At 44.1% G+C, this 26,572-nt stretch carries 22 protein-coding genes and 2 tRNA genes; 12 read left to right on the plus strand and 12 right to left on the minus strand.

What is annotated here, in order from left to right:
• Nucleotides 1-16: 16 nt before the first annotated feature.
• Nucleotides 17-646 carry a DsbA family protein gene (locus OCV56_RS10905; protein WP_086712949.1) on the minus strand — a complete coding sequence of 210 codons (630 nt, stop codon included), beginning with the start codon at nt 644-646 and terminating at the stop codon, nt 17-19.
• A gap of 98 nt (nt 647-744) precedes the next feature.
• Complete coding sequence (locus OCV56_RS10910; RefSeq protein WP_004741702.1) at nt 745-1,083, minus strand: Grx4 family monothiol glutaredoxin; 339 nt, start codon at nt 1,081-1,083, stop codon at nt 745-747.
• Nucleotides 1,084-1,352: 269 nt separating this feature from the next.
• Between OCV56_RS10910 and sodB the strand changes: the two genes are divergently transcribed.
• From sodB to OCV56_RS10925, 3 genes are all read left to right on the plus strand, one after another.
• Nucleotides 1,353-1,937, plus strand: a complete 585-nt coding sequence (gene sodB, locus OCV56_RS10915) for a superoxide dismutase [Fe] (protein WP_004734050.1) — start codon at nt 1,353-1,355, stop codon at nt 1,935-1,937.
• Between the two features lie 246 nt (nt 1,938-2,183).
• Nucleotides 2,184-2,687, plus strand: coding sequence for a VC2046/SO_2500 family protein (locus OCV56_RS10920; RefSeq protein WP_261901409.1), 504 nt, complete (start codon nt 2,184-2,186; stop codon nt 2,685-2,687).
• Nucleotides 2,688-2,962: 275 nt separating this feature from the next.
• A complete protein-coding gene (locus OCV56_RS10925; RefSeq protein WP_086712951.1) occupies nt 2,963-3,646 on the plus strand; it encodes an SDR family oxidoreductase in 684 nt (227 codons plus the stop codon).
• Nucleotides 3,647-3,835: 189 nt separating this feature from the next.
• On the opposite strand, the gene adhE is transcribed toward OCV56_RS10925, so the two are convergent.
• Nucleotides 3,836-6,550, minus strand: coding sequence for a bifunctional acetaldehyde-CoA/alcohol dehydrogenase (gene adhE / locus OCV56_RS10930; RefSeq protein ID WP_086712952.1), 2,715 nt, complete (start codon nt 6,548-6,550; stop codon nt 3,836-3,838).
• A 640-nt stretch (nt 6,551-7,190) separates the two neighbouring features.
• On the opposite strand from adhE, the gene OCV56_RS10935 reads away from it, so the two are divergent.
• Complete coding sequence (locus tag OCV56_RS10935; RefSeq protein WP_004734056.1) at nt 7,191-7,829, plus strand: YchE family NAAT transporter; 639 nt, start codon at nt 7,191-7,193, stop codon at nt 7,827-7,829.
• A 149-nt stretch (nt 7,830-7,978) separates the two neighbouring features.
• On the plus strand, nt 7,979-8,824 hold the full coding sequence (locus tag OCV56_RS10940; protein WP_086712953.1) for an ion transporter: 846 nt from the start codon (nt 7,979-7,981) through the stop codon (nt 8,822-8,824).
• Nucleotides 8,825-8,886: 62 nt separating this feature from the next.
• On the opposite strand, the gene OCV56_RS10945 is transcribed toward OCV56_RS10940, so the two are convergent.
• Entirely contained in the window at nt 8,887-9,408 is a 522-nt protein-coding gene (locus OCV56_RS10945; RefSeq protein WP_086712954.1) for a prepilin-type N-terminal cleavage/methylation domain-containing protein, read from the minus strand.
• Between the two features lie 120 nt (nt 9,409-9,528).
• On the minus strand, nt 9,529-10,647 hold the full coding sequence (asd, locus tag OCV56_RS10950; RefSeq protein ID WP_017629874.1) for an aspartate-semialdehyde dehydrogenase: 1,119 nt from the start codon (nt 10,645-10,647) through the stop codon (nt 9,529-9,531).
• 500 nt (nt 10,648-11,147) lie between these two features.
• Between asd and nhaC the strand changes: the two genes are divergently transcribed.
• The gene (nhaC, locus tag OCV56_RS10955; RefSeq protein WP_017063453.1) at nt 11,148-12,584 is read left to right on the plus strand and encodes a Na+/H+ antiporter NhaC; all 1,437 of its coding nucleotides are present in this window, start codon (nt 11,148-11,150) and stop codon (nt 12,582-12,584) included.
• 97 nt (nt 12,585-12,681) lie between these two features.
• On the opposite strand, the gene OCV56_RS10960 is transcribed toward nhaC, so the two are convergent.
• From OCV56_RS10960 to yejK, 3 genes are all read right to left on the minus strand, one after another.
• Nucleotides 12,682-13,860 (minus strand): chemotaxis protein, encoded by a 1,179-nt coding sequence (locus OCV56_RS10960; RefSeq protein ID WP_086712955.1) that lies wholly within the window; start codon nt 13,858-13,860, stop codon nt 12,682-12,684.
• Nucleotides 13,861-13,936: 76 nt separating this feature from the next.
• On the minus strand, nt 13,937-15,337 hold the full coding sequence (locus tag OCV56_RS10965; protein ID WP_086712956.1) for an Hpt domain-containing protein: 1,401 nt from the start codon (nt 15,335-15,337) through the stop codon (nt 13,937-13,939).
• 105 nt (nt 15,338-15,442) lie between these two features.
• Nucleotides 15,443-16,447 carry a nucleoid-associated protein YejK gene (yejK, locus tag OCV56_RS10970; RefSeq protein ID WP_086712957.1) on the minus strand — a complete coding sequence of 335 codons (1,005 nt, stop codon included), beginning with the start codon at nt 16,445-16,447 and terminating at the stop codon, nt 15,443-15,445.
• A gap of 84 nt (nt 16,448-16,531) precedes the next feature.
• Between yejK and OCV56_RS10975 the strand changes: the two genes are divergently transcribed.
• The 3 genes from OCV56_RS10975 (at nt 16,532) to OCV56_RS10985 (ending at nt 18,825) form a co-directional block, all read left to right on the plus strand.
• On the plus strand, nt 16,532-16,759 hold the full coding sequence (locus OCV56_RS10975; protein ID WP_017068253.1) for a YejL family protein: 228 nt from the start codon (nt 16,532-16,534) through the stop codon (nt 16,757-16,759).
• Between the two features lie 28 nt (nt 16,760-16,787).
• Nucleotides 16,788-18,596 carry a DUF3413 domain-containing protein gene (locus tag OCV56_RS10980; protein WP_086712958.1) on the plus strand — a complete coding sequence of 603 codons (1,809 nt, stop codon included), beginning with the start codon at nt 16,788-16,790 and terminating at the stop codon, nt 18,594-18,596.
• A 138-nt stretch (nt 18,597-18,734) separates the two neighbouring features.
• Nucleotides 18,735-18,825, plus strand: a tRNA-Ser gene (locus OCV56_RS10985).
• Between the two features lie 697 nt (nt 18,826-19,522).
• Here OCV56_RS10985 and OCV56_RS10990 read toward each other — a convergent pair.
• Both OCV56_RS10990 and OCV56_RS10995 read right to left on the minus strand, forming a co-directional pair.
• On the minus strand, nt 19,523-20,707 hold the full coding sequence (locus OCV56_RS10990) for an NnrS family protein (protein WP_086712959.1): 1,185 nt from the start codon (nt 20,705-20,707) through the stop codon (nt 19,523-19,525).
• Nucleotides 20,708-20,735: 28 nt separating this feature from the next.
• Nucleotides 20,736-21,179, minus strand: a complete 444-nt coding sequence (locus OCV56_RS10995) for an RrF2 family transcriptional regulator (protein WP_086713015.1) — start codon at nt 21,177-21,179, stop codon at nt 20,736-20,738.
• 268 nt (nt 21,180-21,447) lie between these two features.
• On the opposite strand from OCV56_RS10995, the gene OCV56_RS11000 reads away from it, so the two are divergent.
• A tRNA-Ser gene (locus OCV56_RS11000) sits at nt 21,448-21,538 on the plus strand.
• Nucleotides 21,539-21,603: 65 nt separating this feature from the next.
• On the opposite strand, the gene OCV56_RS11005 is transcribed toward OCV56_RS11000, so the two are convergent.
• Entirely contained in the window at nt 21,604-22,524 is a 921-nt protein-coding gene (locus OCV56_RS11005; RefSeq protein ID WP_086712960.1) for a histone deacetylase family protein, read from the minus strand.
• A gap of 261 nt (nt 22,525-22,785) precedes the next feature.
• Between OCV56_RS11005 and OCV56_RS11010 the strand changes: the two genes are divergently transcribed.
• Both OCV56_RS11010 and OCV56_RS11015 read left to right on the plus strand, forming a co-directional pair.
• Nucleotides 22,786-23,472 (plus strand): SDR family oxidoreductase, encoded by a 687-nt coding sequence (locus OCV56_RS11010; protein WP_086712961.1) that lies wholly within the window; start codon nt 22,786-22,788, stop codon nt 23,470-23,472.
• A gap of 7 nt (nt 23,473-23,479) precedes the next feature.
• Nucleotides 23,480-24,481: a DUF3080 domain-containing protein gene (locus OCV56_RS11015; protein WP_086712962.1), complete on the plus strand. Its 1,002-nt coding sequence runs from the start codon at nt 23,480-23,482 to the stop codon at nt 24,479-24,481.
• 18 nt (nt 24,482-24,499) lie between these two features.
• On the opposite strand, the gene OCV56_RS11020 is transcribed toward OCV56_RS11015, so the two are convergent.
• The gene (locus tag OCV56_RS11020) at nt 24,500-26,476 is read right to left on the minus strand and encodes a DNA topoisomerase III (RefSeq protein ID WP_086712963.1); all 1,977 of its coding nucleotides are present in this window, start codon (nt 26,474-26,476) and stop codon (nt 24,500-24,502) included.
• Nucleotides 26,477-26,572: the final 96 nt, after the last annotated feature.

The following is a 26,572-nucleotide window of genomic DNA, read 5'->3' on the forward strand; positions in this document are numbered from 1 at the left end:
GACAGCTCTCGCTGGATTATGCAGCGGGAGCGTTATTCACTAGAATTTCGCGAATAGACTTAAGCGTCGCTTCAGTTGAATGGTAATCCAATTCAACTTCACTAAAAATACCATTTACTTCAAGCATTAAGGTCGGGTAAGAAAACACCCCCATCGCTTCTTTAAAGCCTAACTGGTCATCTAACTCACTTTCCAATAACTTACTAGAAAGGTCATTTTCAAACTGTTGTACATTCATGCCTAGCTCTTCAGCCAACTGCAGATGCGTTTCCTGGCTGTGTGGCAACATCGCGCGAAGGTAGTACGCGTGTTGAATCGCTTCAAGCATCGCTTCGTAGTGATCTTGAAAACCTGCGGCGATCACAGCACGGCACGCAGGGTAAGTGCTGCGAACAGGTTGACACTCAGTCCAAAACTCATGATTAAACTCGGTACCCAGTTTAGCTTCAATCTGCTTCCAAATCGCTTGCAGCTTGCCTTTCATCTCTTCTGACATTGGCTCATCAGAATCCGGCGCCAAACCGCCAACTACGTAATTAAACTCAATGCTCGCGGGTAATTGCTGTTTCAATAACTCAAGTGTTGGCTTGTAACCCCAACACCAGCTGCACATTGGATCATGCACATAATGAAGTTTTACGTTCATTGTTCGTTCCTTATCGAGTCGACTCTTCTATCAATTCCAACAAAAAAGGAGCCTGATTAAGGCCCCTCATTTTAACTATTCAGCACAAAGGCTAGAGCTTACTCAGCGTCATCACCAGCAACTTTAGCAGCCGCTTCTTTGATGATTGGCTGAAGTTCGCCTTTTTGGAACATCTCAAGAATGATGTCACAACCACCGATTAGCTCACCTTCAACCCAAAGTTGTGGGAAAGTTGGCCACTGTGCGTAAGCAGGAAGCTCTGCACGAATATCAGGGTTTTGTAGGATATCTACGTAAGCAAATTTTTCGCCACATGCCATTAGAGCTTGAGACGCTTGAGAAGAGAAACCACAGCTAGGTAGCTTAGGAGAACCTTTCATGTACAGTAGAATAGTGTTTTCTTCAATTTGCTGTTTGATTTTATCGATAGTTTCCATTGCTTCCTCGTTAATGGATTACGGCTTTTATTGCCTTTATTCTACCCCAAACTAAAAGAATAAAAACCATACAAAAAAAGAGGTTAATAGACTAAGCTAACAATTCACACAAAAGTGATGAAATAAGCTTTTAATAAAGTAAAAACTTGCTAAACTATATCGCAAGTCAGCAAATTGACCATGGTTGGCAGTATAGCGAGCCATGAATAATAATATCACTGGAAGCAATCGAAAGAGTTAACTCTTTCATATCAATGGAGAATTGAGCAATGGCATTTGAACTACCGGCTCTTCCTTACGCGAAAGACGCGCTAGAACCACACATCTCAGCAGAAACGCTAGATTTCCACCACGGTAAGCACCACAACACTTACGTTGTTAAGCTAAACGGTCTTATCCCAGGTACTGAGTTTGAAGGCAAAACACTAGAAGAGATCGTTAAGACTTCTACTGGTGGTGTTTTCAATAACGCTGCTCAAATCTGGAACCACACGTTCTACTGGCACTGTCTTGCTCCTAAAGCAGGCGGCGAACCAACTGGCGCTGTTGCAGAAGCTATCAACGCTGCATTCGGTTCTTTCGAAGAGTTCAAAGCGAAATTCACTGATTCAGCAATCAACAACTTCGGTTCTTCTTGGACTTGGTTAGTTAAGAAAGCTGACGGTTCTCTAGACATCGTTAACACTTCTAACGCTGCGACTCCACTAACAGAAGAAGGTGTTACTCCACTTCTAACTGTTGACCTATGGGAACACGCTTACTACATCGATTTCCGCAATGTTCGCCCTGACTACATGGCTGCATTCTGGAACCTAGTAAACTGGTCTTTCGTAGAAGAGAACCTAGCGAAGTAATTATTACTTACGCTGCGCTATTTTATAGCGAGTTACCTATTGAAAGCTCATGCCTCGGCGTGAGCTTTTTTGCATCTGCCACATTTTAGTCAATGCGAATATTACGGGACGAATTAGCCCATCTAGCCAACTGTAACCTATTCTTACTTTTCTAAACCATCCTGCAGAAATTATCTATTCGCCTGTAACTAAACACTAAAGTTTGCCGACCTCATGCCGTTAAAGGTGTATCAAATGAGAGGCGTCATGCAGATACATACTTTAGACAAAGCAGGAATCATCAACGAACTGAAGTTCGGCATCGGGATCAGCCAAGCGGTTGAACAAGGTCGCCGTGCAGATTTCGCGTTGCTGTTATCTATGTTTTCTAATGATGTTCGCGATTGTACGCCCATCGACACGATAAAAGTCACAGAGACAAATGAAGATCGCCTACGCAGGCAATTCGGCGTAGCAAAACCGCAGCAACTACGCTCAGACCAATCGTCGTATGAGATTTCAGCTCAGCAATCTAATCATTTTCATCAGGCTAGCCTTGCCAGTGCCAAACTTAGTCATTACTTGAAACCTGAAGCGCTTGCCTTCATGCCAGAAGATACGGCTGACTTACCCGAAGAGGTTTACCAAAACCTTTCCGGTCACGATCGTCGTAAGCTAGCCAACAAAAACCATCCAGACCTTCCGTCAGCGACGCTTTACAATGAGTTATCTACTGCTCAGCGTCAGTATCAAATTCTGGCTCAGGTATAACTTCAGCCTCTCTTTTTAGCTGTATTACTGTCCCTCTATCCACTTTGTTCAATTCATGCCTTTAAATGATTCACATTAGTGATATGAACCACCAGCCTTGGGCATGCTCAAAACTCCCATTGTCGATTACCGCTTGAAGTTACTACAAAATGTGACCTGCCACTAAGTTCATAAAAACTTATTAATTGGCGCACCTTAGTTTGAACCAATTCACACCCATTGTATGAAATTTAACCCATTCTTATCCGACACGGATGATTTGTTTAGGTACTGGGATGGAAATAAAAAGCTCAATCATATTGGTGACATCTGCCGGCTCGCGACTAGGAGGGACAATTGCGAACCACTTTGTTAACCTTGGAGCCACAGTCATCCTTTGCGATAAAGACACGGAAGCGCTTCAAGCGACGTATCTACAATGTGCCCGCTTTTCTGACTCGGTTTACCACTACACACTCACTGGCAATGACAGCCAAGCGATTCTCAGCGTATACGATTTTATTCAAACCACCTTCAACACCACACCGGATGTGCTAGTCAATAACTGGATAAGCTCCCCGATGCCCAGCCTAATTGGCGATCAGCCTGTGAGTAGCTTTATTGATGATCTCTCATCGATGGCATCGACCCTTTTCGCATTTGGACAAATCAGCGCAGAGAGATTGAGAGAGGAAGATAAGGAAGGCGTGATTGTAAATGTGATATCCCACGATGACTTTCATGATGTATCCGGCTTAGAGAGCGCGAACTCAATGATCACCGGCTTTACCCATAGTTGGGCGAAAGAACTCACTCCATTTGGTATTCGAGTCGGTGGCGTAGTACCCGCAGTACATAATTCCGATGGCAAGCTCAACCGATGTCACTGGGCGCAACTGCAAGATGAACTGACCAGAACAACGGAATACATTGTCTCTAATGATTACTTTAGTGGACGGGTTGTAGCTGCTGAGGTTTAGCCCTCCTCTACTCCAAGTAAATACACGCAATTCATTTAGAATTAAGTCGTATAAGTTGAGCCTTTCAAAGTCTGTAGAATAGCCAGCAAACATAAAAAAAGCCCCAATCTCTCGACTGGGGCTTTTATCTTTTCCCGATAGATAAGTATCGTGCTAGCGAAAACTTATCTCAAAACTAATGCTTACTTATTATGCGTTAGCTTTTTCTTTTTTAGCTTTTGGCGCTGCTTCTGCTTTCACTTCAGCCGGCTTTTGGTCTGCTTTCTTTAGGATAACTGTGGTACCTTCGAAAGTTTCGCCTTCAACGTATGGTTGGCCGAAGTAAGAAGTTGTTAGAACTTCTTTTAGCTCAGTGATTAGAGGGTAACGTGGGTTAGCACCTGTACACTGGTCATCGAATGCTTCAACAGCTAGCTCGTCTAGTTTAGCGATGAAGTCAGACTCGTTAACACCCGCAGCTTGGATAGATAGTGGGATGTCTAGGTCTTTCTTAAGCTCTTCTAACCAAGTCAGTAGACGTTCAATCTTCTGAGCAGTACGGTCACCAGCTTGGCTTAGGCCTAGGTGGTCAGCAACTTCAGCGTAACGACGGCGTGCTTGTGGACGGTCGTACTGAGAGAATGCAGTCTGCTTAGTTGGGTTATCGTTCGCGTTGTAACGTACAACGTTTGAGATAAGTAGCGCGTTAGCAAGACCGTGTGGTAGGTGGAACTCAGCACCAATTTTGTGAGCCATTGAGTGACACACACCTAGGAATGCGTTCGCAAATGCTACACCAGCGATAGTTGCTGCGTTGTGCACTTTCTCACGAGCGATTGGGTCAGCCGCACCATTTTTGTAGCTTGATGGTAGGTATTCTTTAAGCATCTTAAGAGCTTGAAGAGCTTGACCGTCTGAGTATTCGTTCGCTAGAACAGATACGTAAGCTTCAAGAGCGTGAGTTACTGCATCGTAACCACCGAACGCTGTTAGAGACTTAGGCATGTTCATTACTAGGTTCGCATCAACGATAGCCATGTTTGGCGTGATTTCGTAGTCAGCTAGTGGGTACTTAGCACCAGTCTTGTCGTCTGTAACAACAGCGAATGGAGTAACCTCTGAACCAGTACCTGAAGTTGTAGTGATACATACAAGCTCAGCTTTTTGACCCATTTTAGGGAACTTGTAGATACGTTTACGGATATCCATAAAGCGCATTGCTAGTTCTTCGAAGTGAGTTTCTGGGTGCTCGTACATAACCCACATGATCTTAGCAGCATCCATTGGAGAACCGCCACCTAGAGCAAGGATTACGTCAGGTTGGAAGCTCTTCATTGCTTCAGCGCCTTTCTCAACAACAGATAGCGTTGGATCCGCTTCTACGTCGAAGAAAGTTTGAACTTCGATGCCTTGTGCTTTAAGCAGGCTAACTACGTCATCAGCGTAACCGTTGTTGAATAGGAAACGGTCAGTTACTAGGAATGCGCGTTTCTTACCTTCTAGGTCGCTCATTGCGATTGGAAGGCTACCACGACGGAAGTAGATAGACTTAGGTAGTTTGTGCCACAACATGTTTTCAGCTCGCTTCGCTACAGTTTTCTTGTTGATAAGGTGCTTAGGACCTACGTTCTCAGAGATAGAGTTACCACCCCATGAACCACAACCTAGAGTTAGAGAAGGTGCAACGTTGAAGTTGTACAGGTCACCGATACCACCGTGAGTAGTCGGGATGTTGATTAGGATACGAGCAGTCTTCATCTTGTCACCGAAGTAACGGATGCGGTCTGCGTTAGTATCTTGGTTCGTGTAAAGACCAGATGTGTGACCGATACCACCGATTTCAACCATAGTTACCGCTTGAGCAACAGCGTCTTCGAAATCGTCTGCGCGGAATAGACCTAGAGTTGGAGATAGTTTCTCGTGAGCGAATTCGTCATCGTAAGAAACTTTACCAAGACCTTCACCTACAAGTACTTTTGTATCAGCAGGAACTTTAACACCCGCCATTTCAGCGATTGCTGGAGCAGGTTGACCTACGATTTTAGCGTTTAAGTTGCCATCGATAAGCAGCACTTTACGTACTTTATCAGCGTCAGCTTTAGATAGAACGTGAGCTTTGTGAGAAGCGAAACGCTCTTTAACTTCTTCATATACATCGCTAACAACGATTGCAGCTTGCTCAGAAGCACATACAACGCCGTTATCGAATGTTTTAGACATTAGGATAGATGCTACAGCACGTTTGATGTCTGCTGTTTCATCGATAACTACAGGAACGTTACCAGCACCAACACCGATAGCAGGCTTACCAGAAGAGTATGCTGCTTTAACCATGCCTGGACCACCAGTAGCAAGGATAAGTGCGATACCGTCGTGCTTCATAAGCGCGTTAGAAAGCTCTACAGATGGTTGGTCGATCCAACCGATGATGTCTTTTGGAGCACCCGCTGCTACCGCTGCGTCTAAAACCAGCTTCGCTGCGTCGTTAGTAGAGTTCTTTGCACGTGGGTGTGGCGAGAAGATGATGCCGTTACGTGTTTTAAGAGAGATTAGAGATTTGAAGATTGCTGTAGAAGTTGGGTTCGTTGTTGGAACGATACCACAGATGATACCTACAGGCTCAGCGATAGTCATTGTGCCTAGGTTGTCATCTTCTTCTAAGATGCCACATGTTTTTTCGTCTTTGTATTTGTTGTAGATAAATTCAGAAGCAAAGTGGTTCTTGATAACTTTATCTTCAACAATACCCATTCCAGATTCAGCAACTGCTTGTTGTGCTAGTGGGATACGAGCGTGGTTCGCTGCAAGAGAAGCTGCGCGGAAGATAGCATCAACTTTCTCTTGAGAGAATGTTGCAAACTCTTCTTGTGCTGCTTTAACGCGAGCTACTAGAGCATCAAGTTCCGCTAAGTTAGTTACAGGCATGGTGGATCTCCTAAAATAATAAATATTAAAAACTTTTTATTAAATTCGCTGCTTGCCTTAAACCCTTTAAAACAGCGTTCTTAGTAAATTGCTTTCAGGGCTGAGTATATTATTTCAGTGTGTGAAAAAAATTGACCCAGATCAGTTACCCAAAAAGAATTACCCAATTAGTGGTAAGGCAATCGCAAAAATAACCATAAGCTAATGATTTATATGGATTTAAATCACACTTTACTATCGAGCAAAAAACAAGCAATTAGATAATTATTTTCTACTTCGTGTCATAAACTGTAAAAAAGTTTCATTTTTAATCAGTTCACTTACATGTATACGGCTAAAACTGTGCTACTGAGAGTATATCCATACCGTTGCAACGAGCTAGAAACTGTCATAATTTTTATTAAAAGCGTGCGTGAGGTAACATTACGTTCAAATTAAGTTACAACACGAAACACGAGAAAACACCTTGTAACAATGGTATTACAGACATGACACTCAATTAGTTTTTCTAAAAAACAGCCCCCTGTTCAGGTTAGTTTTTTTCATTCGCTCTCATTGAATTTGTCCCTTACATTACGCACTCTGACAGAGGTCAGATCAAACCCACTATCCTACTTTACGTTACTTGGAGATCGCTCCCATGCAAGGTTTAGAACTCGCAATCTTTATGCAATTCTTCCTTGGGCTTGTTGCAGCCGTAAACCCAATCGGCATCATGCCTGTTTTTGTTTCTCTAACTGCTCATATGCCACCAGAAGAGCGAAACAGGACGGCCTTACAAGCCAACATTGCTGTTGCCGTTATCTTGATTGTGTCGCTTGTTGCAGGGCAAATGCTTCTTGATATGTTTAGCATCTCGTTGGATTCATTCCGCGTTGCAGGTGGTTTACTGTTATTGAGCATCGCATTTTCGATGATGAGCGGTAAACTCGGTGAAGATAAGCAGAACAAGCAGGAAAAATCTGAGTACATCAGTAAAGAGCAAATCGGCGTTGTTCCACTGGCTATGCCTCTAATGGCTGGTCCGGGTGCAATCAGCTCGACGATTGTTTACGGGTCTCGCTACCCTGCAGCTATTGATACGGTAGGCATCGGCATTAGCATCATCGCATTTGCAACATGCTCTTGGCTTCTTTTCCGTTCAGCGCCAGTTATCGTTCGCTTCCTAGGTCAAACAGGTATCAACGTTATTACACGTATTATGGGTTTGATTCTTGGCGCATTAGGCATCGAGTTCATCGCCAATGGCCTGCGTAATCTGTTCCCAGGTTTGGCATAACGTTTATCGGCATTTCAGTAGCTCTATAAAGGGCAAAAATATTCAAATATAGATGAGGCGAGTAAAGCGATTGGGCTTTCACTCGCCTCGTTATTATGAAGCTTGTATAATGACTGTTAATACATTTAACAGAAGATGAATCTCACCTTATGTCACGCAAGCCACTCAAGCATCATTTGTACGTCATTATCTTTGGTACTCACACGCCAGCTGGACGCGCATTTGATATCTCTCTGATCGTTGCAATCTTGGCTTCGCTGTTGGTACTGATTCTAGAGTCCATCCCTAATGTTATGACTGAATGGTCACAACAGCTTCGTTACATCGAGTACAGTTTCACTGCCCTATTTACTATCGAGTATCTTTTAAGGCTCTATTGTTCTCCTAAGCCGAAATCTTATGCCACCAGCTTTTATGGTGTCGTTGACCTATTGGCGATTCTTCCGACCTACCTAGCGATCATCTTCCCAGGCGCTTCGTTTATGGGTGTAGTAAGACTGCTGCGTGTAATGCGTATTTTCCGAATCCTAAAGCTGGTGCGCTATCTGCAAGATTCCAATATCCTATTACGCTCACTATTAATGGCACGACGAAAGATACTGATTTTCTTTAGCACCGTCGGCATCTTGGTCGTTATCTTTGGCGCTCTGATCTTTGTTATTGAAGGTCCCCACAATGGCTTCACAAGTATTCCTCACAGCATCTATTGGGCTATCGTGACCATCACAACCGTGGGTTACGGTGATATGGTGCCGCAAACCGCATTAGGTAAAGCTATCGCATCTCTAACTATGCTCTTGGGTTACTCAATCTTAGCCGTACCGACTGGGATTATTACCGCAGAACTCAGCAATGAAATGAACTCGCACAAAGAGTTGGTCAAGTGCCCAAACTGCAACCGTTCAGGCCACGATTCTGACGCCATCTATTGTAAACACTGTGCCAGTGAATTAGCCGATCCCGACAAACGTGTCGTGACTGAAGAGAAAGAATAGATACCCATAAAAAAGAGCTCCTAGGAGCTCTTTCTGTTTTTTTAACTATCTAACTACAGCAATTAACAACCGTCCGTAAACACTTCGACTTTATAGTCATCGTTCGCTTCCATCGCAGCCGTATACTTCACGTAACACTGCGTTTTCTCGATCGCGGTATTGAAATCATTAGGAAGAACATCCGACAAATATTCCGATCGGGTAATCAGCCATAGGTCTGGGTCGCTCACCGGCCCATTATTATGCGCAGCCCATGTCCACTCTGTAGTCAGATCATGAAACCCTGAATCAATCGCTAAAAAGTTTTCCATTCCTCCCTTTTCAACAGCGGGGTAACCAAACTTCACACGTCCATACTCAGGAATCAAATATGATTCTTGGTCTTCCATACCTTCAACTGCGGCTTTTTCAAATGCAAGATCGGAAGCTGTATGAACGGATGCTCCTAACCCTTCAATCACCGAAGCTCTGGCATCATGTTGTATATTTAAAAACCTAGGTGCCGCAACAACCGCTAAAACACCAATAATGACGATAACAACAATCAACTCGATAAGAGTAAAACCTTTAAGGTTTGCTTTCATTTTCTAGCTCCAACTTTAAGACGCACGAAATGTAAGGTTTTAAAGTCAGGCTTCTGTCATCAGAAACAAAAAAAGCGCCCTAAGGCGCTTCTTCGTTAATTATTCTCAAAAATGAGGCAGTTACGCTTTCTCAGCAAGAATAATACGCAGAGTACGACGTAATGGCTCGGCTGCACCCCAAAGCAGTTGGTCACCAACCGTGAATGCGTTTAGGAAGTCATTACCCATTGACATCTTACGTAGACGACCGACTGGTACAGACATCGTGCCTGTTACTTTAGCTGGCGTCAGTTCTTGCGCAGTGATGTCACGATCGTTAGGAATCACTTTAACCCAATCATTGTGCGTCGCGATGATCTCTTCGATTTCGTCCATTGGAACGTCTTGCTTAAGCTTGATCGTTAGTGCTTGAGCGTGACAACGCATTGCACCGATACGTACACAAGTACCATCGATAGGGATTGGCTGACCATCTAGGCCAAGAATCTTGTTCGCTTCAACACCGGCTTTCCACTCTTCTTTACTTTGACCGTTTTCACGCTTCACATCAATCCAAGGAATCAGTGAGCCTGCAAGCGGTGCACCGAATTGGTCTGTTGGAAATGAAGATGAACGAATCGTATCAGCAACTTTCTTATCGATATCAAGAATTGAACTTGAAGGATTCGCTAGCTCAGAACTTACGCTGTCGTTGATCACACCCATTTGTGAAATCAGCTCACGCATATTCTTAGCACCCGCACCAGAAGCCGCTTGGTAAGTCATGGCACTCATCCACTCAACCATGCCTTTCTCGTATAGACCGCCTAGAGCCATAAGCATTAAGCTCACAGTACAGTTACCGCCAACGAAAGTGTTGGTGCCGCTGTGAATGCCTTGCTGGATTTGAGCCAAGTTAACAGGATCAAGAGTGATGATTGAATCAGCGTCCATACGCAGAGTTGAGGCTGCATCGATCCAGTAACCTTTCCAACCAGCTTGACGCAGTGCTGGGTATACTTTTGATGTGTAATCGCCGCCTTGACAAGTAATAACCGCATCAAGCTGTTTTAGACTATCAATATCAAAAGCGTCTTGAAGTAGACCCGCATCTTTACCACCTAGAACAGGGGCAGGAATACCAATCTGAGATGTGCTGTAATAAACAGGCTCAATCAAGTCGAAGTCTTTCTCTTCAACCATACGTTGCATCAGTACAGAACCAACCATACCGCGCCAACCAACTAGACCTACTCTCATCGCTCACTCTCCATGTATAAATTAAAAATCGCTCTCCCCCATCTATAAGTTTTTCAGAAACAGAACTCAAGTGCTTTTTGTCAAAAAGTGTAACTTTTTCGTTTCTTTTAAGTGAACGTAATGAATCGAGTAGTTATCTCTGTATCGACATTCCATCTCCACCTCATTGATTCCGCGCCCGTTATCGTCAAATTCAAACATTTACATCGCCAAAATCGATTCAAACGACGCTCATCACAAACAGTAAATCCCTCTTTCAAACCAAGGTTGAACAGAATTTTATTTTACAAAACGAAAACAACGTGCGACAGATTTCAACATGTAACAATCATGAATTTAACAAAATTTTAGATTATGAAACCACAATTGATTGAGTTAACAGTCAAATATCACAACTTTGGTGTATTTTTTCGATATAATAAACTAATTACTGTAGTGTCCGTTTTGCACCACACACTATAACGAAGCACTATAAATGCTCGAAATCACAAGAGGCTTTTATGAAGCAGAGTAAAACTCGCCTACCGAACCTATTGCAGGTATTCATCGCGTTAGGACTATTTCTATCCCTTGCTTTTTCCTTTACTGCAAAGCTTGACCTTCCAATTCAACTTGCCTTGTATATTGGCTGGTTCATTATCATGGTTCTTGGTATTCGTCTTGGACACCAATACAAAGACTTAGAAAAAGCAGCACTCAAAGGGATATCCAATGGCTTAGGCGCGGTTTTAATACTTTTAGCCGTTGGCGCTCTTGTTGGTACTTGGATCTCAGGCGGGATCGTACCTACTATCATTTACTATGGTCTGAAAGCTATCCACCCTTCTATCTTCCTTTTAGCGACCATGATCATCTGTTCTCTAACCGCATTGGCTACTGGTACTTCTTGGGGCGCTGCGGGTACAGCAGGTATCGCGATGATGGGTATCGGCCAAGGCCTAGGTGTTCCAGCTCCGATTACTGCAGGTGCGGTGCTATCAGGTTGTTACTTCGGTGACAAGATGTCTCCGCTTTCTGATTCGGTGATTCTGGCTTCTTCAATGTCTGGTGTTGAAGTGGTTGAACACATCAAAGGTATGCTTCCAGTTGCGTTAATCAGCTACGTGATTACGGGCATCATGTTTACTGCGTTTGGTTTCCACTACGCGGGCAACGTTGACATGAGCCAAGTAGACTCTGTCATCAAAGCGATGGAAGTTCAGTTCTACATCACGCCTTACTCATTCGTTCCGGTACTTATCGTGCTTGGTCTGTTGGCTTTCCGTATGCCTTCATTCCCGGTAATCAGCTTTGGTTCTCTGTTGGGTATTATCTGGGCAGTCATGATCCAAGATATTGACTTCCTAACGGCATTCAACACAGCTTGGGCACCGTTCTCAATCTCATCTGGCGTAGAATTCATTGATTCAATTCTTAACCGTGGCGGCATGTCTTCAATGCTGGGTTCGGTTGCGGTTATCGTATTTGGTCTAGGTTTTGGTGGCTTGCTGGATAAAGTGGGCGTACTAGAGACGATCGCTAAGGTGTTTGAACGCCGCGTAAACAGCGCTGGCTCACTAGCAACGAGTACAATTGGTACTGCTTTCATGGGCAACGTGTTCGGTTCAGCAATGTATGTATCGCTTATCCTTACTCCAAAAATCTGTGCGAAAAACTACGACCGTTTAGGCTACAAACGTAAGAACCTTTCTCGTAACGCTGAGTTTGGTGGCACGCTAACGTCGGGTATGGTTCCTTGGAGTGATAACGGTATCTACATGGCGAGTATTCTCGGCGTTGCGACGCTGTCTTACGCGCCGTTCATGTGGTTAAGCTTCATCTGTATCATTGTAACTATCGTGACGTCTTATATGGGTTGGTTCGTTGATAAGTGTGAACCAACAGCACCAGCGTTTGAAGCTGAAGAAGCGACAGAGCTAAGCAAGCAACAAGCTTAAGTTCATGGGCTAACACTTTCGAACGTAACCCAAAACGTTAATGGCAGAAATGCAAAAAGAGCGCCCTAGAGCGCTCTTTTCTTATCTGCTGATTTGTTTATTTGTTGGCGGTTCGTTTACCCAACCAATAACCGATACCTAACGGTGCAAAGAACACGACTAAAATAAACAAGATGAAGTAGATAATTACACCTTTGATTAGCTCCATCAACTTATCAATCGCAAGCACGACCACCTCTTGAGAGACACGGTCTAAATCTTTGGTGAACAGTTCTCTTTCTGATGTCACAATACCTGCTATCTCAATGCGCTCTTTCGCGATCATCTCCACCAATGCTTCTCTCTCGCGCGTCACCATTTTTTCTAGTGCCACACGTTCATCACTCAGCATCGCTAACTTTTGGTCGGTTTTATCGCTAAGGTCGTTGAGCAATGGCTGCATTTCTGTCGACATAATCGAAGCCAGTGTTTGCATGTATTCAGGGTTGTTCTCAATGAAATCCTGCATGCTTGCTGATGTTTGACGAAGGCTTTCCAACGTCATCGACAAATCTTCACCCGTGAGTGAACTGTTCATCGCAACCAACTCGGCCTTCCACGTCATCAGTTTTGGCGTTTGATCAGCCATTAGGCTTAAGCGATCTGATGCATCGCTCATAGCTTCAGGCATGGTGCCTAGGCTCTGAACAATTTGAGATTCGTCTTTGCCAAGGTAAGCTAGCCATTCTCGATAGGCAGGCGTACTTCTGAAGGTAAGGTCTTTAAAAGGATTGCTCGCAGCAAACTCTGCGACGAATGCTTTGCTCTTTTTGAAATCAGTTGAGCTCAATACGCCCTTTGCTAGCTTCTCAGCTTCTTGATCAAGAAAACGCGCTGTTTCTATAGCATCATCGGTCACGAACAAATCAGCGCCATTGCCTTGAGCGTAAAACTGATTCATTTGCGCGGTGAACACCCATGAATCAATTAGTGCGGACATAGGGGAGGTTTGGTAAGCCGCTTGCTGTAAGCCCTGCTCTGCGTGGATCTTCCAAAGCAACACATAAGATTGATGTAAGGTGTCATCAGCTGGGTAAGATTGCGCGATTACATCCGCTGAATCTTCCACTCGTGTAAAAAACAACTTAGCGAATTCACGCGTCATGAGGCGAGCATTAAGCTCTTGTTGAGTGAGAGGGGTCGTCTGACTATCTAACTTAACTTCTAAGAGAGAACAACCACTTAGCACAATGCTAAGCACCAACACTATCCAACTTCGACTCGAAACTCGTAACATATAAACCTCTGACAAAGACTAAGGGCGCGGATTGTATGAGCGCTTCGTCAGAGTATTGTCAAAATTCCTGTAAAAGTTAATGCTGACGGTCTAAATATTCATGAGCAGAATCCACAGAGGCTTTTATCGCCTGATCTAGTTCAGTCAAATCATGATCACTGATCGCCCGGGATTGCTTCATTGTCATCTCAATACTTGCTGCAATGATGGCTAATCGAGACGCTTTGATACTGCCAGCCACACCTTTTAAGCTATGCACAATGCGAGCAGCGGAGGTTTCATCTTTGGTCAACAAAGACTTAAATTTCTCGTAGTCACCAGCGTGGTCTTGTACAAATACACCAAGCAACAATTCAACCGACTCAGCGTCACCATCAAGCGTTTCCAACATTTCTTCGATATCAATCGCAGGCTTAGAGTCCGTCACACTGGCAATGTGTCTCTCCGCTAATGGCGCTTCTACCGTATTAGATTGGCTTATAGATCCCATGTGAGGTTGATATTCTGGTTGCTGATTCAATACAGCTTCAGATACCTCAGGTTCACTCTCAGATTGCTTAGTGACAGAGGAGGAAAAATCAACGCTGCTTTCTGAAAACAATTCATTTTCCTTATCGGAAAACTGAACAACCTTTTCTTTATTTGGTTCAGGGGCAACACCCAGTTCTCCTTTGGGTTGCTGAGCCGCTTTTCTCACACTAAGCCCCCACACAACCAAAGTGCTCATTGCTACCAAGCCTAAACCTAGCATCACCAGTAATAGGTTGAACTGACGTTCGTGAAACTCAGCTTCAAGTTTAATGATCTGCTCATTCACTGAGTTTTTCTTAATTTTATCGACCAAATAGTTAAGCTGAGCATAGTCACTCAACAATGCTGAAGCATCAGCCAGTAACTGTTGGAGTGCATCTTGCTCTTCGGTTTTTAGTGAATAAGATTTTTCCAGAATGGAATCAAAGGCACGATAAGTCGCTGAGGAGCTCTGACTGTCAGAATACATCGCTTCAAATACCACAACCCCGAATTCGTTGAGTAGCGGTTTTAGCTTAGGGGAAAGCTCTTTATCAGCACGTAACATCTTAATATTATCAACAATGTCTTGAACTTGGCTTTCGATTGGGATGAACTCATCAAACTTTTCTAGGAACTGATCGGCTACGTAAAGCAGTTGGTTGACATCAGGACGAAACAAAGCGTGTTGGAAGTCAGATTCAATCTGCAGTCGGATCGAATAAACCAACTGAGCATCAAGTGCTAGATCATTGATACGAGAGACTCGCAGCGGCTCAGAGAAATAAAGCGATTGCCTCAATTCGTTGACGCGAATACCGAGTTCTTCGATTTGAGCAAGAGAATTGGTGTAGGAACGGCTTAGATTAAGAAGAACCAATGAAGGAAGTAGCCACAGAGCCAAGAGCACAACCAAGAAGGTGGCTGGTTTTTTAAAACGTTTGGGCTTTGCTACTGATTGTTCCATCTATATTCCTTGTGCGTGTTAACTTGAAGCCATTATGGTAGCTAAAAGATTAAGCACAAAATAAGCGACAACATCCTGCTGCCGCTTCTATCCGTTTACTTCGGACTATGACTTATTACGAGTCAGTTGGTCACGTAAGTTCGGTGGTGTGCCTTTAATCGTTAGCGTGTCGGTCTCCGGATCGTAAAAGATACGTTCACCGAGAAGCAGACTATCAAAACTAACATTCAAACCGCCACCAGCACCAACAAATTTTGTTAGTTTACGCATAGTTGCGCGATCTGGTGGGAAGCTGTCTTCTAACTCGTAGCCTTGCTCACTAGTATAGTCAAAGAAGCTTGTTCCATCTGTGCTTGCAGGCAATTCACCGGAAAGTTCACGAACTTGCACTTCATCGCCCGCTTTAAGCTGTTCATTACAGTAATCCGCAACCTGCTTTTTGTAGCTGATTGCTTCTTCTTTCTCTAGTTTAGAGTCGGAAACAAAATCTTCTACCGCTTGCATCAGTACTTGGTTTTGCTGTTTCGCATCCAGGCCCACTTCAGCTTGTAAGAAATCTAAGAAGAAATCCGCGACTTTACGGCCAACACGTCCTTTAATGTAAGTTAAGTAACGGTTTGACTCTTTGTCAGTCTCATAAGTAGAAAGGTCTAGGCGAGCCGCGATATCCATTTTTGAGATATCAAGGTAGTCAGTCGCACTAATATCAAGTCCTTCCGTTACCTTTAGGCTTTGGTTTGAAGGCAACAAACCAATGAAAAGGTAATCTGTTGCAAGTGACTGATATTCAGCCATTACCAAGATGCCTTCATCGGCAAATGGGTATTTTGATAGCTCGTCTTTTAGACGTTGCGCACTCTTTTGAGAAAAATCGTAAAAGTTTGTCTCACCAGCACGAAGTTGATGCAACCACTGCTGGAATTCACTGTCAGATTTGAAAGAACCAAACCCTTTGCCTGCTTTTGAATTAAAAACACGGTGAAGTTCAGCAACTAGGCTTTCAGATGAAGCATCGTTTTCTAGAGATTCAGCACGATAGTTAACAATCAGCTCATCCTGATCGTTCTTGCTCAGCTGGTGTAAAATTACGTTGGAAAGGTGAAGGCTCATAGTGAAAATATTACCGTTCAGGTTTCAGTTGTCGTGCATAGTAGGTTATCATAAGCCGCTTTTACTATCATTATTAGAGTCCTTATGCCGATTATATCTAAATACACAGATGATCAAGTTGAAAAAATCTTAGCTGAAGTAGGTGCTGTACTATCTAAGCACAAAGCTTCACCAGAACTTTCACTGATGATCGCTGGAAATATCGCAACCAATGTCTTAAATCAGAACGTTGCTGCTTCACAACGCAAAGGAATTGCTGAAAAATTTGCCGAGGCTTTAATTTCTTCTCTTGAAGATAAAAAGTCTCACTAAATTTGATTGACGGATAAAAGAATTATAAATGGTAGACAGCGCAAACTCATATAGCGATCGTGTATCTCGACTGGTTGGTTGGGGTCACTGGTTTGCATTTTTCAACATCATTGCTGCGATGTTGATTGGTACTCGTTATATCACTCAATCTGCTTGGCCAGAAACCTTGCTGGGTCAATTCTACTTGGCTGCTTCATGGGTTGGTCATTTCGGCTTTTTGGTATTTGCGCTCTATCTATTAGTGCTGTTCCCGCTCACATTTATTCTTCCGTCGAGGAAGTTATTACGTTTGGTTGCCGTTTGCTTTGCGACCATAGGTTTAACTGTCCTGTTGATTGATACTCAAACGTATCAAAATATAAACCTCCACCTGACGCCTGTCGTGTGGGAGGTTTTATTCAGTGGAGAGGAGTCTGCATTTACGTCTGATTTGCAGCACCTCTTCATTGTTATGCCGCTTATTTTCTTATTACAGCTTGGCCTATCTGAATGGGTTTGGCGTAAGCAGCGAAAACTTTCTCATAAACACATCGGCCGTCCAATTACCGCCGTCTTCTTCTTGTGTTTCATCAGTAGCCACCTGACTTACATGTGGGCTGATGCGTACTTCTATAACCCAATTACGAGCCAAAAAGCGAACTTCCCACTGTCTTACCCAATGACAGCGAAAAGCTTTATGGAGAAACATGGTCTGTTAGACCGTGAAGAATATCTAGAGCGCTTAGAAGCGAACAAAGGCAATGTAAACCTTGTTAGCTACCCGCTCGAAGAAATTCAGTACAACCGCCGCAGCGATGATCTTAATATCCTGATGGTGAGTGTGAACAACCTTCGCTCTGACGCACTTAATGCCACGGCGATGCCAAACAGCTACGCCTACGCACAACAGTCGATCAACTTCACCAATCACTACAGTTCAAGTAACGATATGTTTGGTATTTTCGGCTTGTTCTATGGTTTGCCGAGCAGCTACGCAAGCAGTATCGAAGCTCAAGGGTCAAGTGCAGTATTACTCGATGTTTTAGATAATCACGATTATAAGTTTGCAGCTTTCAGTGGCGACAACTTTAGCGATGCACTTTACTCGGATATCATCTTCCGAGGCCGTAATATAATGCCAGAACAGGCAACTTATGATGACCAAAGTGCAATACAAGCTTGGTCTGACTGGATTCAATCACCAAAAGCTAAACGCCCTTGGTTTAACTTTATTGAACTGACCACACTGGATAATTTCGCCAGCTACGATTCAAATTCAGAGTCAGACTCAACGTTAACCACAGCAGAACGCTTTGCTGCAGACTATCAGAAATCTGCTACGGCGGCCGACGATCAGTTAGCAACAATCTACGCTGAACTAGAGCGCTTAGATCTTATCAGCAACACGGTGGTTATCATTACTTCTAATCACGGTACTGAGTTTAACGAAACCAAAACCAACAGCTGGGGTGCAAACTCCAACTACAGTCGCTATCAACTGCAGGTTCCTCTATTTATCAGCTGGCCTGGTAAGTCTGCTTCTGAATACACTCACCGTTCTAGTCACCTAGACGTATCAGTAACACTGATGCAAGAACTATTAGGCGTGTCTTCAAACCCAAGTGATTTCAGTAGTGGCCGCAGCCTATTTAATGAACGTAAGAGAAAGTGGATCCTCGCGGGTGACTCTCGTGAACTTGCTCTTGTTACTGACCAGCAAACAACGGTGTTAGATAAATTTGGTAACTACAAATTGTACGACCAGAATTACAAACGCCTGAAAAACGTCAGCCCTCGCTTACCTGTGTTAATGCAAGGCCTGACTGAGCTACAGCGTTTCTACACAAAAAATGACTAAATAATCAGCAAACAGAAAAGGGAAGCCAGTGGCTTCCCTTTTTTATTGCCATGGATGATTAGAAAACAAGCAACAAAACAAAATTATGGAAATTAAGGGTTTACAAGATCCTCTGCCCCTTATATTATTCACGCCACTGGAGGGATGGCTGAGTGGTCGAAAGCACCGGTCTTGAAAACCGGCAACCGTTAATAGCGGTTCTAGGGTTCAAATCCCTATCCCTCCACCACATTAAAGAAAGCCGCTGAGAAATCAGCGGCTTTTTTGCATCTGATGTACAACCAATCGCCCCTAAGATCTGATCTTCCACAATCCCTAGGGACCTTCTTTGGTTACTTGATTGGTATCTGCTCCTACAACAAATCTGCTCCTAACGACACATTGAATACTTCAAGGCGCTGTTACTGCTCTGTTGCTGTTTGACTATCGTCCTTCCCCCCTAGTTCAATGCATACTCCCCGCGTTTCAGCCACCGATACAAATGTTAAACCACACTTACCTACACGCACGTTCATTGAATGTGATTAGCGAGCTATACATACCATTTAGGTAAAGTCATTAATTGGATGGGTTAGGATTAACTGAAGAATCGAATCAAGTTTAGGGTTTTCTCGGACTCTCACTATGGCTCCATAACAATAAAAAAATCCAGAGGCTTCATCGAAATCTCTGGATTTTTAAATTTGGCTTGAGCGCTGCTTCAATTAAGCGTTTTCTTGCTTAGTCTCTTGCTGCTCTGCTTGTTTCTTTTGTTCAGCTTCATTTGCTTTTTCTTCATGGTTTGAACCACCACATCCGCCACAACAGCTCATAATAATGTTCTCTTTGGTTGTATTTAAGTAACTCAGTAAGGTCATAATATTAAAGATGCATTTTAAATACAACTTTAATATTGGTCGAATTACCTACTTGTTATCTTGGCGTATTTAAGCTTTTGGTTTTATTAGAATTGGTAAGTACAGCACAGCGAAACAACTGTATGCGGCAATCCACAGAGCACTGGATAAGGTGATAATATAAACAATATTATGGGTAAAGTACCCGCCAAACACTCGCACAATAAAGGCAAAGACAATGGCGATTAACGCCGCAGTCATTAATTTGCCAATCGCGATAGTTCGACCGGTATGCCCTAGCGACACACGTGAAATCATGGATAAAATCATCACTCCCATTCCACCCACGGTTAGTGCATGAATCGCTTGTGACTGCGTGACCAATGGCGAAATGATCGAAACACCAAATAAAATAAGCCCTAACGAAATTGCCCAATAGCTTAAATGTAAAGTCCACACGAGGGGTGTCTTGAATGCTACCCATATTTTCCACCTTACCGCCCTAAGCGAGTTTGCCAAACCACTGATAATAAATACGGTAGCAACGATGCCTTGTGCAACGGGAAGTATCTGAAAGCTCAACACAACGGCGAAAATCGTGCTGACTATGCTCAACTTTTCAAGCCATGGTAATGCAGGAGTTCGTGGTGTCTGTGTGCCATTAGCGGTAAACATAGGAAAGACTCGTCCACCCATAATGCACATTACTAAGGTCACCAACAGCACCATGCCAGTACTCGCTTGCGAAATTAAGACAGGCTGCTGAAATAGAACACCATAATGCATCGCGGCATTGGCAAAAGTCATTAGCAGCAGAATAGGAATGAACAATAGATTTCGCCAAAGTTTCACACTGACAATATTGTGAGCAAGAGAAATCATAGCGATAGGTAAAAACAACAAATCGATTCCAGCCACCAACCAAGGGCTTAGTATTCCTGGCAAGAACATAGCTACTCTCGCGCACAGCCAGATAGCCAGAAGTAACATTAACCCGCATCCGTTGATGCTGCGGACACCCGTCCAGTTTTGTACGGCCGTAAGTAAAAAGCCCACCACGACGGTGGCTGCAAAGCCAAATAACATTTCATGAATGTGCCACCACATTGCTCCGCCATAAACATTCAGGGTTGCGCTGCCATTCCAAAACGCAGCCCACCCGACTAACGCTGCAATACTGAAAAGTGACGCAAACAAGAAAAACGGTCGAAACGCGAGTTCAAAAAATGCTGTCATTGAGACGCCACTATTGAGGTTTGCATTTAAATCTTTCATCATCATAAACCTAGTGAGTTAACCAAAATTAAATAACTTCAACCGCCAAGAGTTGTCCCAGCTTGTCGTTGTGCTCTTCGCCTAGGAGATCTTGTAAGCTATAAGCGTCTAAGCTTTTGTAAAAACACTCTTGAGCTTCAGCAAAGATAGTTTTCAATTGACAATTTGGTGTAATGACACAGCGATTATCCTCACCAAAGCATTCAACCAAGTTACGCTTATCTTCTAATTCTCGAACTAACGTACCAATATTGATCTGACTTGGCGGGCAACTCAGTTTCAAGCCACCATTTTTGCCGCGGGTAGCGATCAAATGCCCTTTAAGGTTGAGCTGTTGGACAATCTTCATTAAATGGTTTTTAGAAATACCATAGCTGTTAGCAATGTCGCCGATGGTACTAAGAGATTGGTTGTTGATCGCTAGATAAATCAGAACTCGCAGGGAGTAATCAGTGTAACGTGTGATATGCATAGTGGGATATTTCACTTTATAAGATGCATTCATTATGAATCTTATAATCATTAAAGGCAAGATTAACCCTTGAGAGAGATAAGGACGATACAGCAAGAAGCTAAATCTATACCTTTGCCTGCACTCTTAACTTCGTCTATTTCATCTCTTGTATTAGATGAATTTTCACTCTAGCAATATATAAACACACAAACTTGTTCATAAAAAAAGCAGTCAGTTAATAAGGGTATTTACAAGCCAAAGCCACCCTTATATTATACGCGGCATCGGAGGGATGGCTGAGTGGTCGAAAGCACCGGTCTTGAAAACCGGCAACCGTTAATAGCGGTTCTAGGGTTCAAATCCCTATCCCTCCACCACATTAAAGAAAGCCGCTGAGAAATCAGCGGCTTTTTTGTATCTGAAGAAAACCTGGCTCAGCAGGTCAGCTATTCATGGCTAGTGCTGCTTTCAAAAGCTGCATGTGAATCGGTACCAAATCTTGGTGTTGGGTACGATAGCCTCCCCCAACAACACACGCCATTGGAATAGACTCTGATTTTGCTAAGTTAATCATGAAGCAATCGCGTTCAAAGATCCCTTGCGTCGATACATTCAAGTAACCCAACTCATCGTCTTGGTGGATATCGACCCCTGCATCATAAATGATCAGATCAGGTTGGTGATGCGCAATCGCCAGCTTAGTCACTTGCTCAAAACAACGCAGAAACTCTTCATCTTCCGTTTTGCGACTTAATGGCACATCCAGATCCGATAATGGCTTTCTTGCTGGGAAGTTTTTGTCGCAGTGGAATGACAAAGTGATGATTTCATCGCTCTCTTGGCAGAGTGTCGCTGTACCATCGCCATGGTGTACGTCACTGTCTACGATCAGCACCTTATCAACCTGCTCAAAGGTAAGTGCATGCTTTGCTGCTAACACCAAATCATTCAACAAACAAAATCCGCTGCCGAAATCATGGTGCGCGTGGTGATAGCCTCCGCTCAAGTGAATTGCCAAACCACTCTCAATGGCCATGTCAGCTGCTAAGCAGGTGCCGCCGCTTGAATAGAGCGTCCTTTCAATCAACTGTTCGCTCCACGGAAACCCAATACGTCTCATCTTCGCCGCCGGCAAGCTACCAGAAACAAGCAAATCGACATAGTCACTGTCGTGGACCTGTTTGACTTGTTCAACCGACACCGGCTTTGGTTCAAACACTTCAAACATATTCTTCCAGAGTGGATCGCTATCCATTAGCGCCTCAACCGCGCTATGTAACAACTGGTATTTGTTGATTGGGTAACGATGGCCTTCTGGTAAAGGCAGCTGCGAATAAATTGGGTGGTAAATTAAAGGAATCATAATCGAGTTAATTGCTTATCTTTCTCAAAATCATAACAGCCTCAGACTTGGCGACAACCCAAATTAATGATAACAATTATCATTATCTTTAAGTGTGTTCAGAGAAAGTAATGAAAAACCTAATACTTACCCTTGGGGTGATCTGTGGCTCAGCGACAGCAGTAATGATTTTTGTCGGAATGCTAATGGCCAGTTGGTGGGTCGTTGATTTTCTGGTGTTAAGCCATCACACTTAACTAATTGAACTGAAAAGGAATCACCATGAGCGTTATTTTTATTACTGGAGCAAACCGAGGCATTGGTTTAAGCCTTGCTCAGCAATACCTAAAAGACAATCACATCGTTTATGCTACCTATCGTGATACCTCATCGGCACATGAGTTACTGGCACTCGCAGAACACCACAGCAACTTGACCTGCATTCAATTAGACATCACTGATTACCAAGCCACCAGCAGGCTACCTGCTCAAATACAGCGCATTGATATTCTGATTAACAATGCAGGCTATTACGGCCCTAAAGGTTACGGACTGGGTAACACCGATGTAGAAGAGTGGCGACGCGTTTTTGAGGTCAACACCATTGCGCCATTGAAGCTGGTTGAAACACTTCTTCCTATGCTAGAAGACAGTGACGTGAAAAAGATAGCTTGCTTGTCTTCCCGAGTTGGCAGCATGGCAGAAAACACTTCTGGCGGAGGCTACATCTATCGCTCTTCTAAAGCGGCTCTCAACTCGGTAGTAAAAAGTTTAGGCAACGATCTGACCAGCAACGGCTTTACGGTATTAGCACTGCACCCAGGCTGGGTACAGACAGAAATGGGCGGTCCTAATGCCCTTATTGACACAGATACTTCAGCGTCTGGTCTTATTAAAGTCATCGAATCTGCCAGCACTGAAGTAAGTGGTCACTTCTTCAACTTCGATGGCAGTGAAATAGACTGGTAGGTAACCCATGAATCTTCGCCTTCTTACAAACTTCGTACAACGCTCACCACTGCTTTTAATCACTGTGGTGCTCGGAGGATGTTTTGGGGAAGGCCCTGGAGACTTGTTCGATGACTATCAGACCAAGGTAGCCAGAGTACAAGATGCTGAGGAGCTCAAACAAGAATGGGAGTTTGAGGGGGTACCAAGAAAGCGAGAGTTATTGTTAAACGTCCCATCACTTTCTATTGGGCTCATCGACAGTTATCAGCTTCGCCGGTGTGGACTTTTCAACCTGATTGCTGAGCGTAACTCAGTGCTGGGAAAAGTCGCGGACGAGTTCCGCAATTACGATTATCAAGTTGCTCTACTCGAAGGCGTGGGCAAGTGCTTATCCAGTGATGAGCTAGACCCAGAGATCATCGAACTCTTGAGAGGGATCGAACAACAAAAGCTCGCACAATTTCCACTGCATCAATGGAACCTGATTTATGCTAGCGATGCGATGCAGTCACAAATGCGGGGTAGTCAGTGGCTGCGTCATAATATTGGTCAACAAGTAAGACAGACGAGCGACGCCTTAGAGCATCTTAACCAATCGTTAAATACACCACTTGTTTCGGGTAAGACTACAAAGGTGCAAGAGGTGTTAGAGAAGAGCTCTACCCTTGGGGATCTGTATTATTCGCTTGCTCGCGCGTCGGTTGAGCTTGATACCATTACCAAACAACTCACTACTTTTGATGCCAACATCATCTGCGGAAAGCAGCGAGACACCACTAAGTTCCGTTACCTCAACAACGTATTCGAACAACAATATATTGGCAAGGTACAGCCGTACATGGCGAAACTCGATGGCTATTATCAACAGCTCGCTCCGCAGCTGGCAATGTTTGATGCTCAACCAGAACTGCACAGCTACTACTTCCCCATCCAAGATGCACATCAAGCTTTTCGAGCATCAACTCGTCGCCATGTCGACTATTGGCAACAGTTGTTTAAGCGTTGTGGCCGCAAGGTCGGACGTTAATCCTAACCTCAATAAGTCTTAGCTTTTGGCGCCCTTCTTAGCGTACGTACCTTTCTTGGTATAAGACTTCTTCGCTCCACCGCCTTTACGACGTTTAAAAGCGGGTCTTTCGACTTTAGGAAGATGACGGAGTGATTCCGGCACTTCCCCTGTTTTCACTCTCCCCATTAAGCCATCAATCTTGCTTTCTAGCGCTTGCATGAAAGGTTGGTACGCTTGGTTACGCTCAGCCATACCTTGTAATTGGTGTTCCCAATGTGCTGTCATGTCTGGAAAGGTCGAATCCTCAGGTAGGGCATGAATCAAGCCTCTACCTGCTGGGCTACTGTGAATACTTTTACCTTGGCGCGTTAGCAGCTGCCTTTTGAATAGCGTATCCAGAATGCCCGCACGAGTCGCCTCTGTCCCAAGACCATCAGTCTCTTTCAAAATAGCTTTCAGGTCCTTGTTCGCAACAAAACGCGCGATACCTGTCATCGCTTGAAGCAATGTCGCTTCAGTGAAATGCTTTGGTGGTTCGGTTTTCTTATCACCGATGACACCTTCACGGCAGGTCAACACAGTTCCTTTCTCTAGCGGTGGAACCGTATCAGTACCATCACCTTTCTCTTCGGTGTCCGTTTTGCCCATCAACACTTTCCAGCCTGGGTTGATAAGCTGACGTCCTTTCGCGATGAACACACCACCAGCGATATCAAAAACTAACTTAGCATCCGCAAACACAGCCGGTGGGTAGAACTGCATCAGATATTGGCGAGCGATTTGTTGATAGATTTTCATCTCATTCGCAGACAAACCATTCACCGATGATTTCTTCGGTGTTGGGACGATTGCGTGGTGAGCATCGACCTTACTGTCGTTCCATGCTTTTGATTTCAGTGAGAGATCTGCACCTTGAGCACCACGTTGTAGCTCTTTCGCATTGTTAGCGATGGCATCGACGACTGACTCTCGTTGCGAGTAGTGATCTTTAGGCAGGTATCGGCTATCAGAGCGAGGGTAAGTAATGAGCTTGTGCTTCTCATATAAAGATTGACAAGTGTCCAACACCTGCTGAGCACTCATACCAAAACGTTTAGAGGCATCAATCTGTAAGGCAGACAGAGAGTAAGGAAGTGGCGCAGCTTGTTTACTTTGCTTCTGCTCAGACTCTATAACGGTTGCAGGTTGGTTCGCAATTCGCTGTGCGACGTTTTCAACCAACTTTCGATTGAGCACACGACCTTCTTCATCTTGCCACGGCTTACATGCTTCACTTGGTTTCCAGCGAGCACGAATATCAAAGCTCTGTCCGTTATTTTGGTAAGGAATCAAGGCATGCAAAGTGAAGTAATCTTTTGGAATGAAGTTTTCGATTTCTTCATCACGTCTCACCACCAAACCAAGTACTGGTGTCTGCACACGCCCTACCGACAATACGCCTTGGTAACCGGCTTTTTGACCAAGCAAGGTATAAGCGCGAGTCATATTCATGCCATACAGCCAATCGGCTCTAGAGCGTGCCAATGCTGAAACAGAAAGAGGGATAAAATCGCGGTTGCTGCGCATTTGAGAGAGCGCACGTTTTACGGCAGGTAAGTTCAAGTCGCTGATAAGCAGCCTTTCCATCGACTCTTTCTTAGTCTTAGATACTTTGCAGTAATCGATCACTTCATCAACCAAAAGCTGCCCTTCTCTATCTGGGTCACCTGCATGAACGATTTGAGTCGCATCCTTCAGTAGCTTTCGGATCACCGTGAGCTGTTTACTGGATGTCTTGCGCGGTCTTAGCTGCCACTGCTCTGGCACGATAGGTAAATCGGCCAAGTTCCATTTCTTGTATCGGTCGTCATAAGCATCCGGCTCAACCTGTTCCAATAAGTGTCCAATACACCAAGTCACCACATCACCGTTACCACATTTGATGAACCCTTGGTCTTTCTTCTGTGGATTAGGCAATGCAGCGGCGATCGCGCGGCCGAGGCTTGGTTTTTCAGCAATAATAAGGCGAGACATGTTTTTCCAGATGCTACAAACAATTAGGGCCACATTATCTAATGTGGCCCCTAGAAATCAAGAAAAACTGGTTGTTTATACAGTTAGCATTCCACT

The organism is Vibrio gigantis, assembly GCF_024347515.1.
Classification (GTDB): Bacteria; Pseudomonadota; Gammaproteobacteria; order Enterobacterales; family Vibrionaceae; genus Vibrio; species Vibrio gigantis.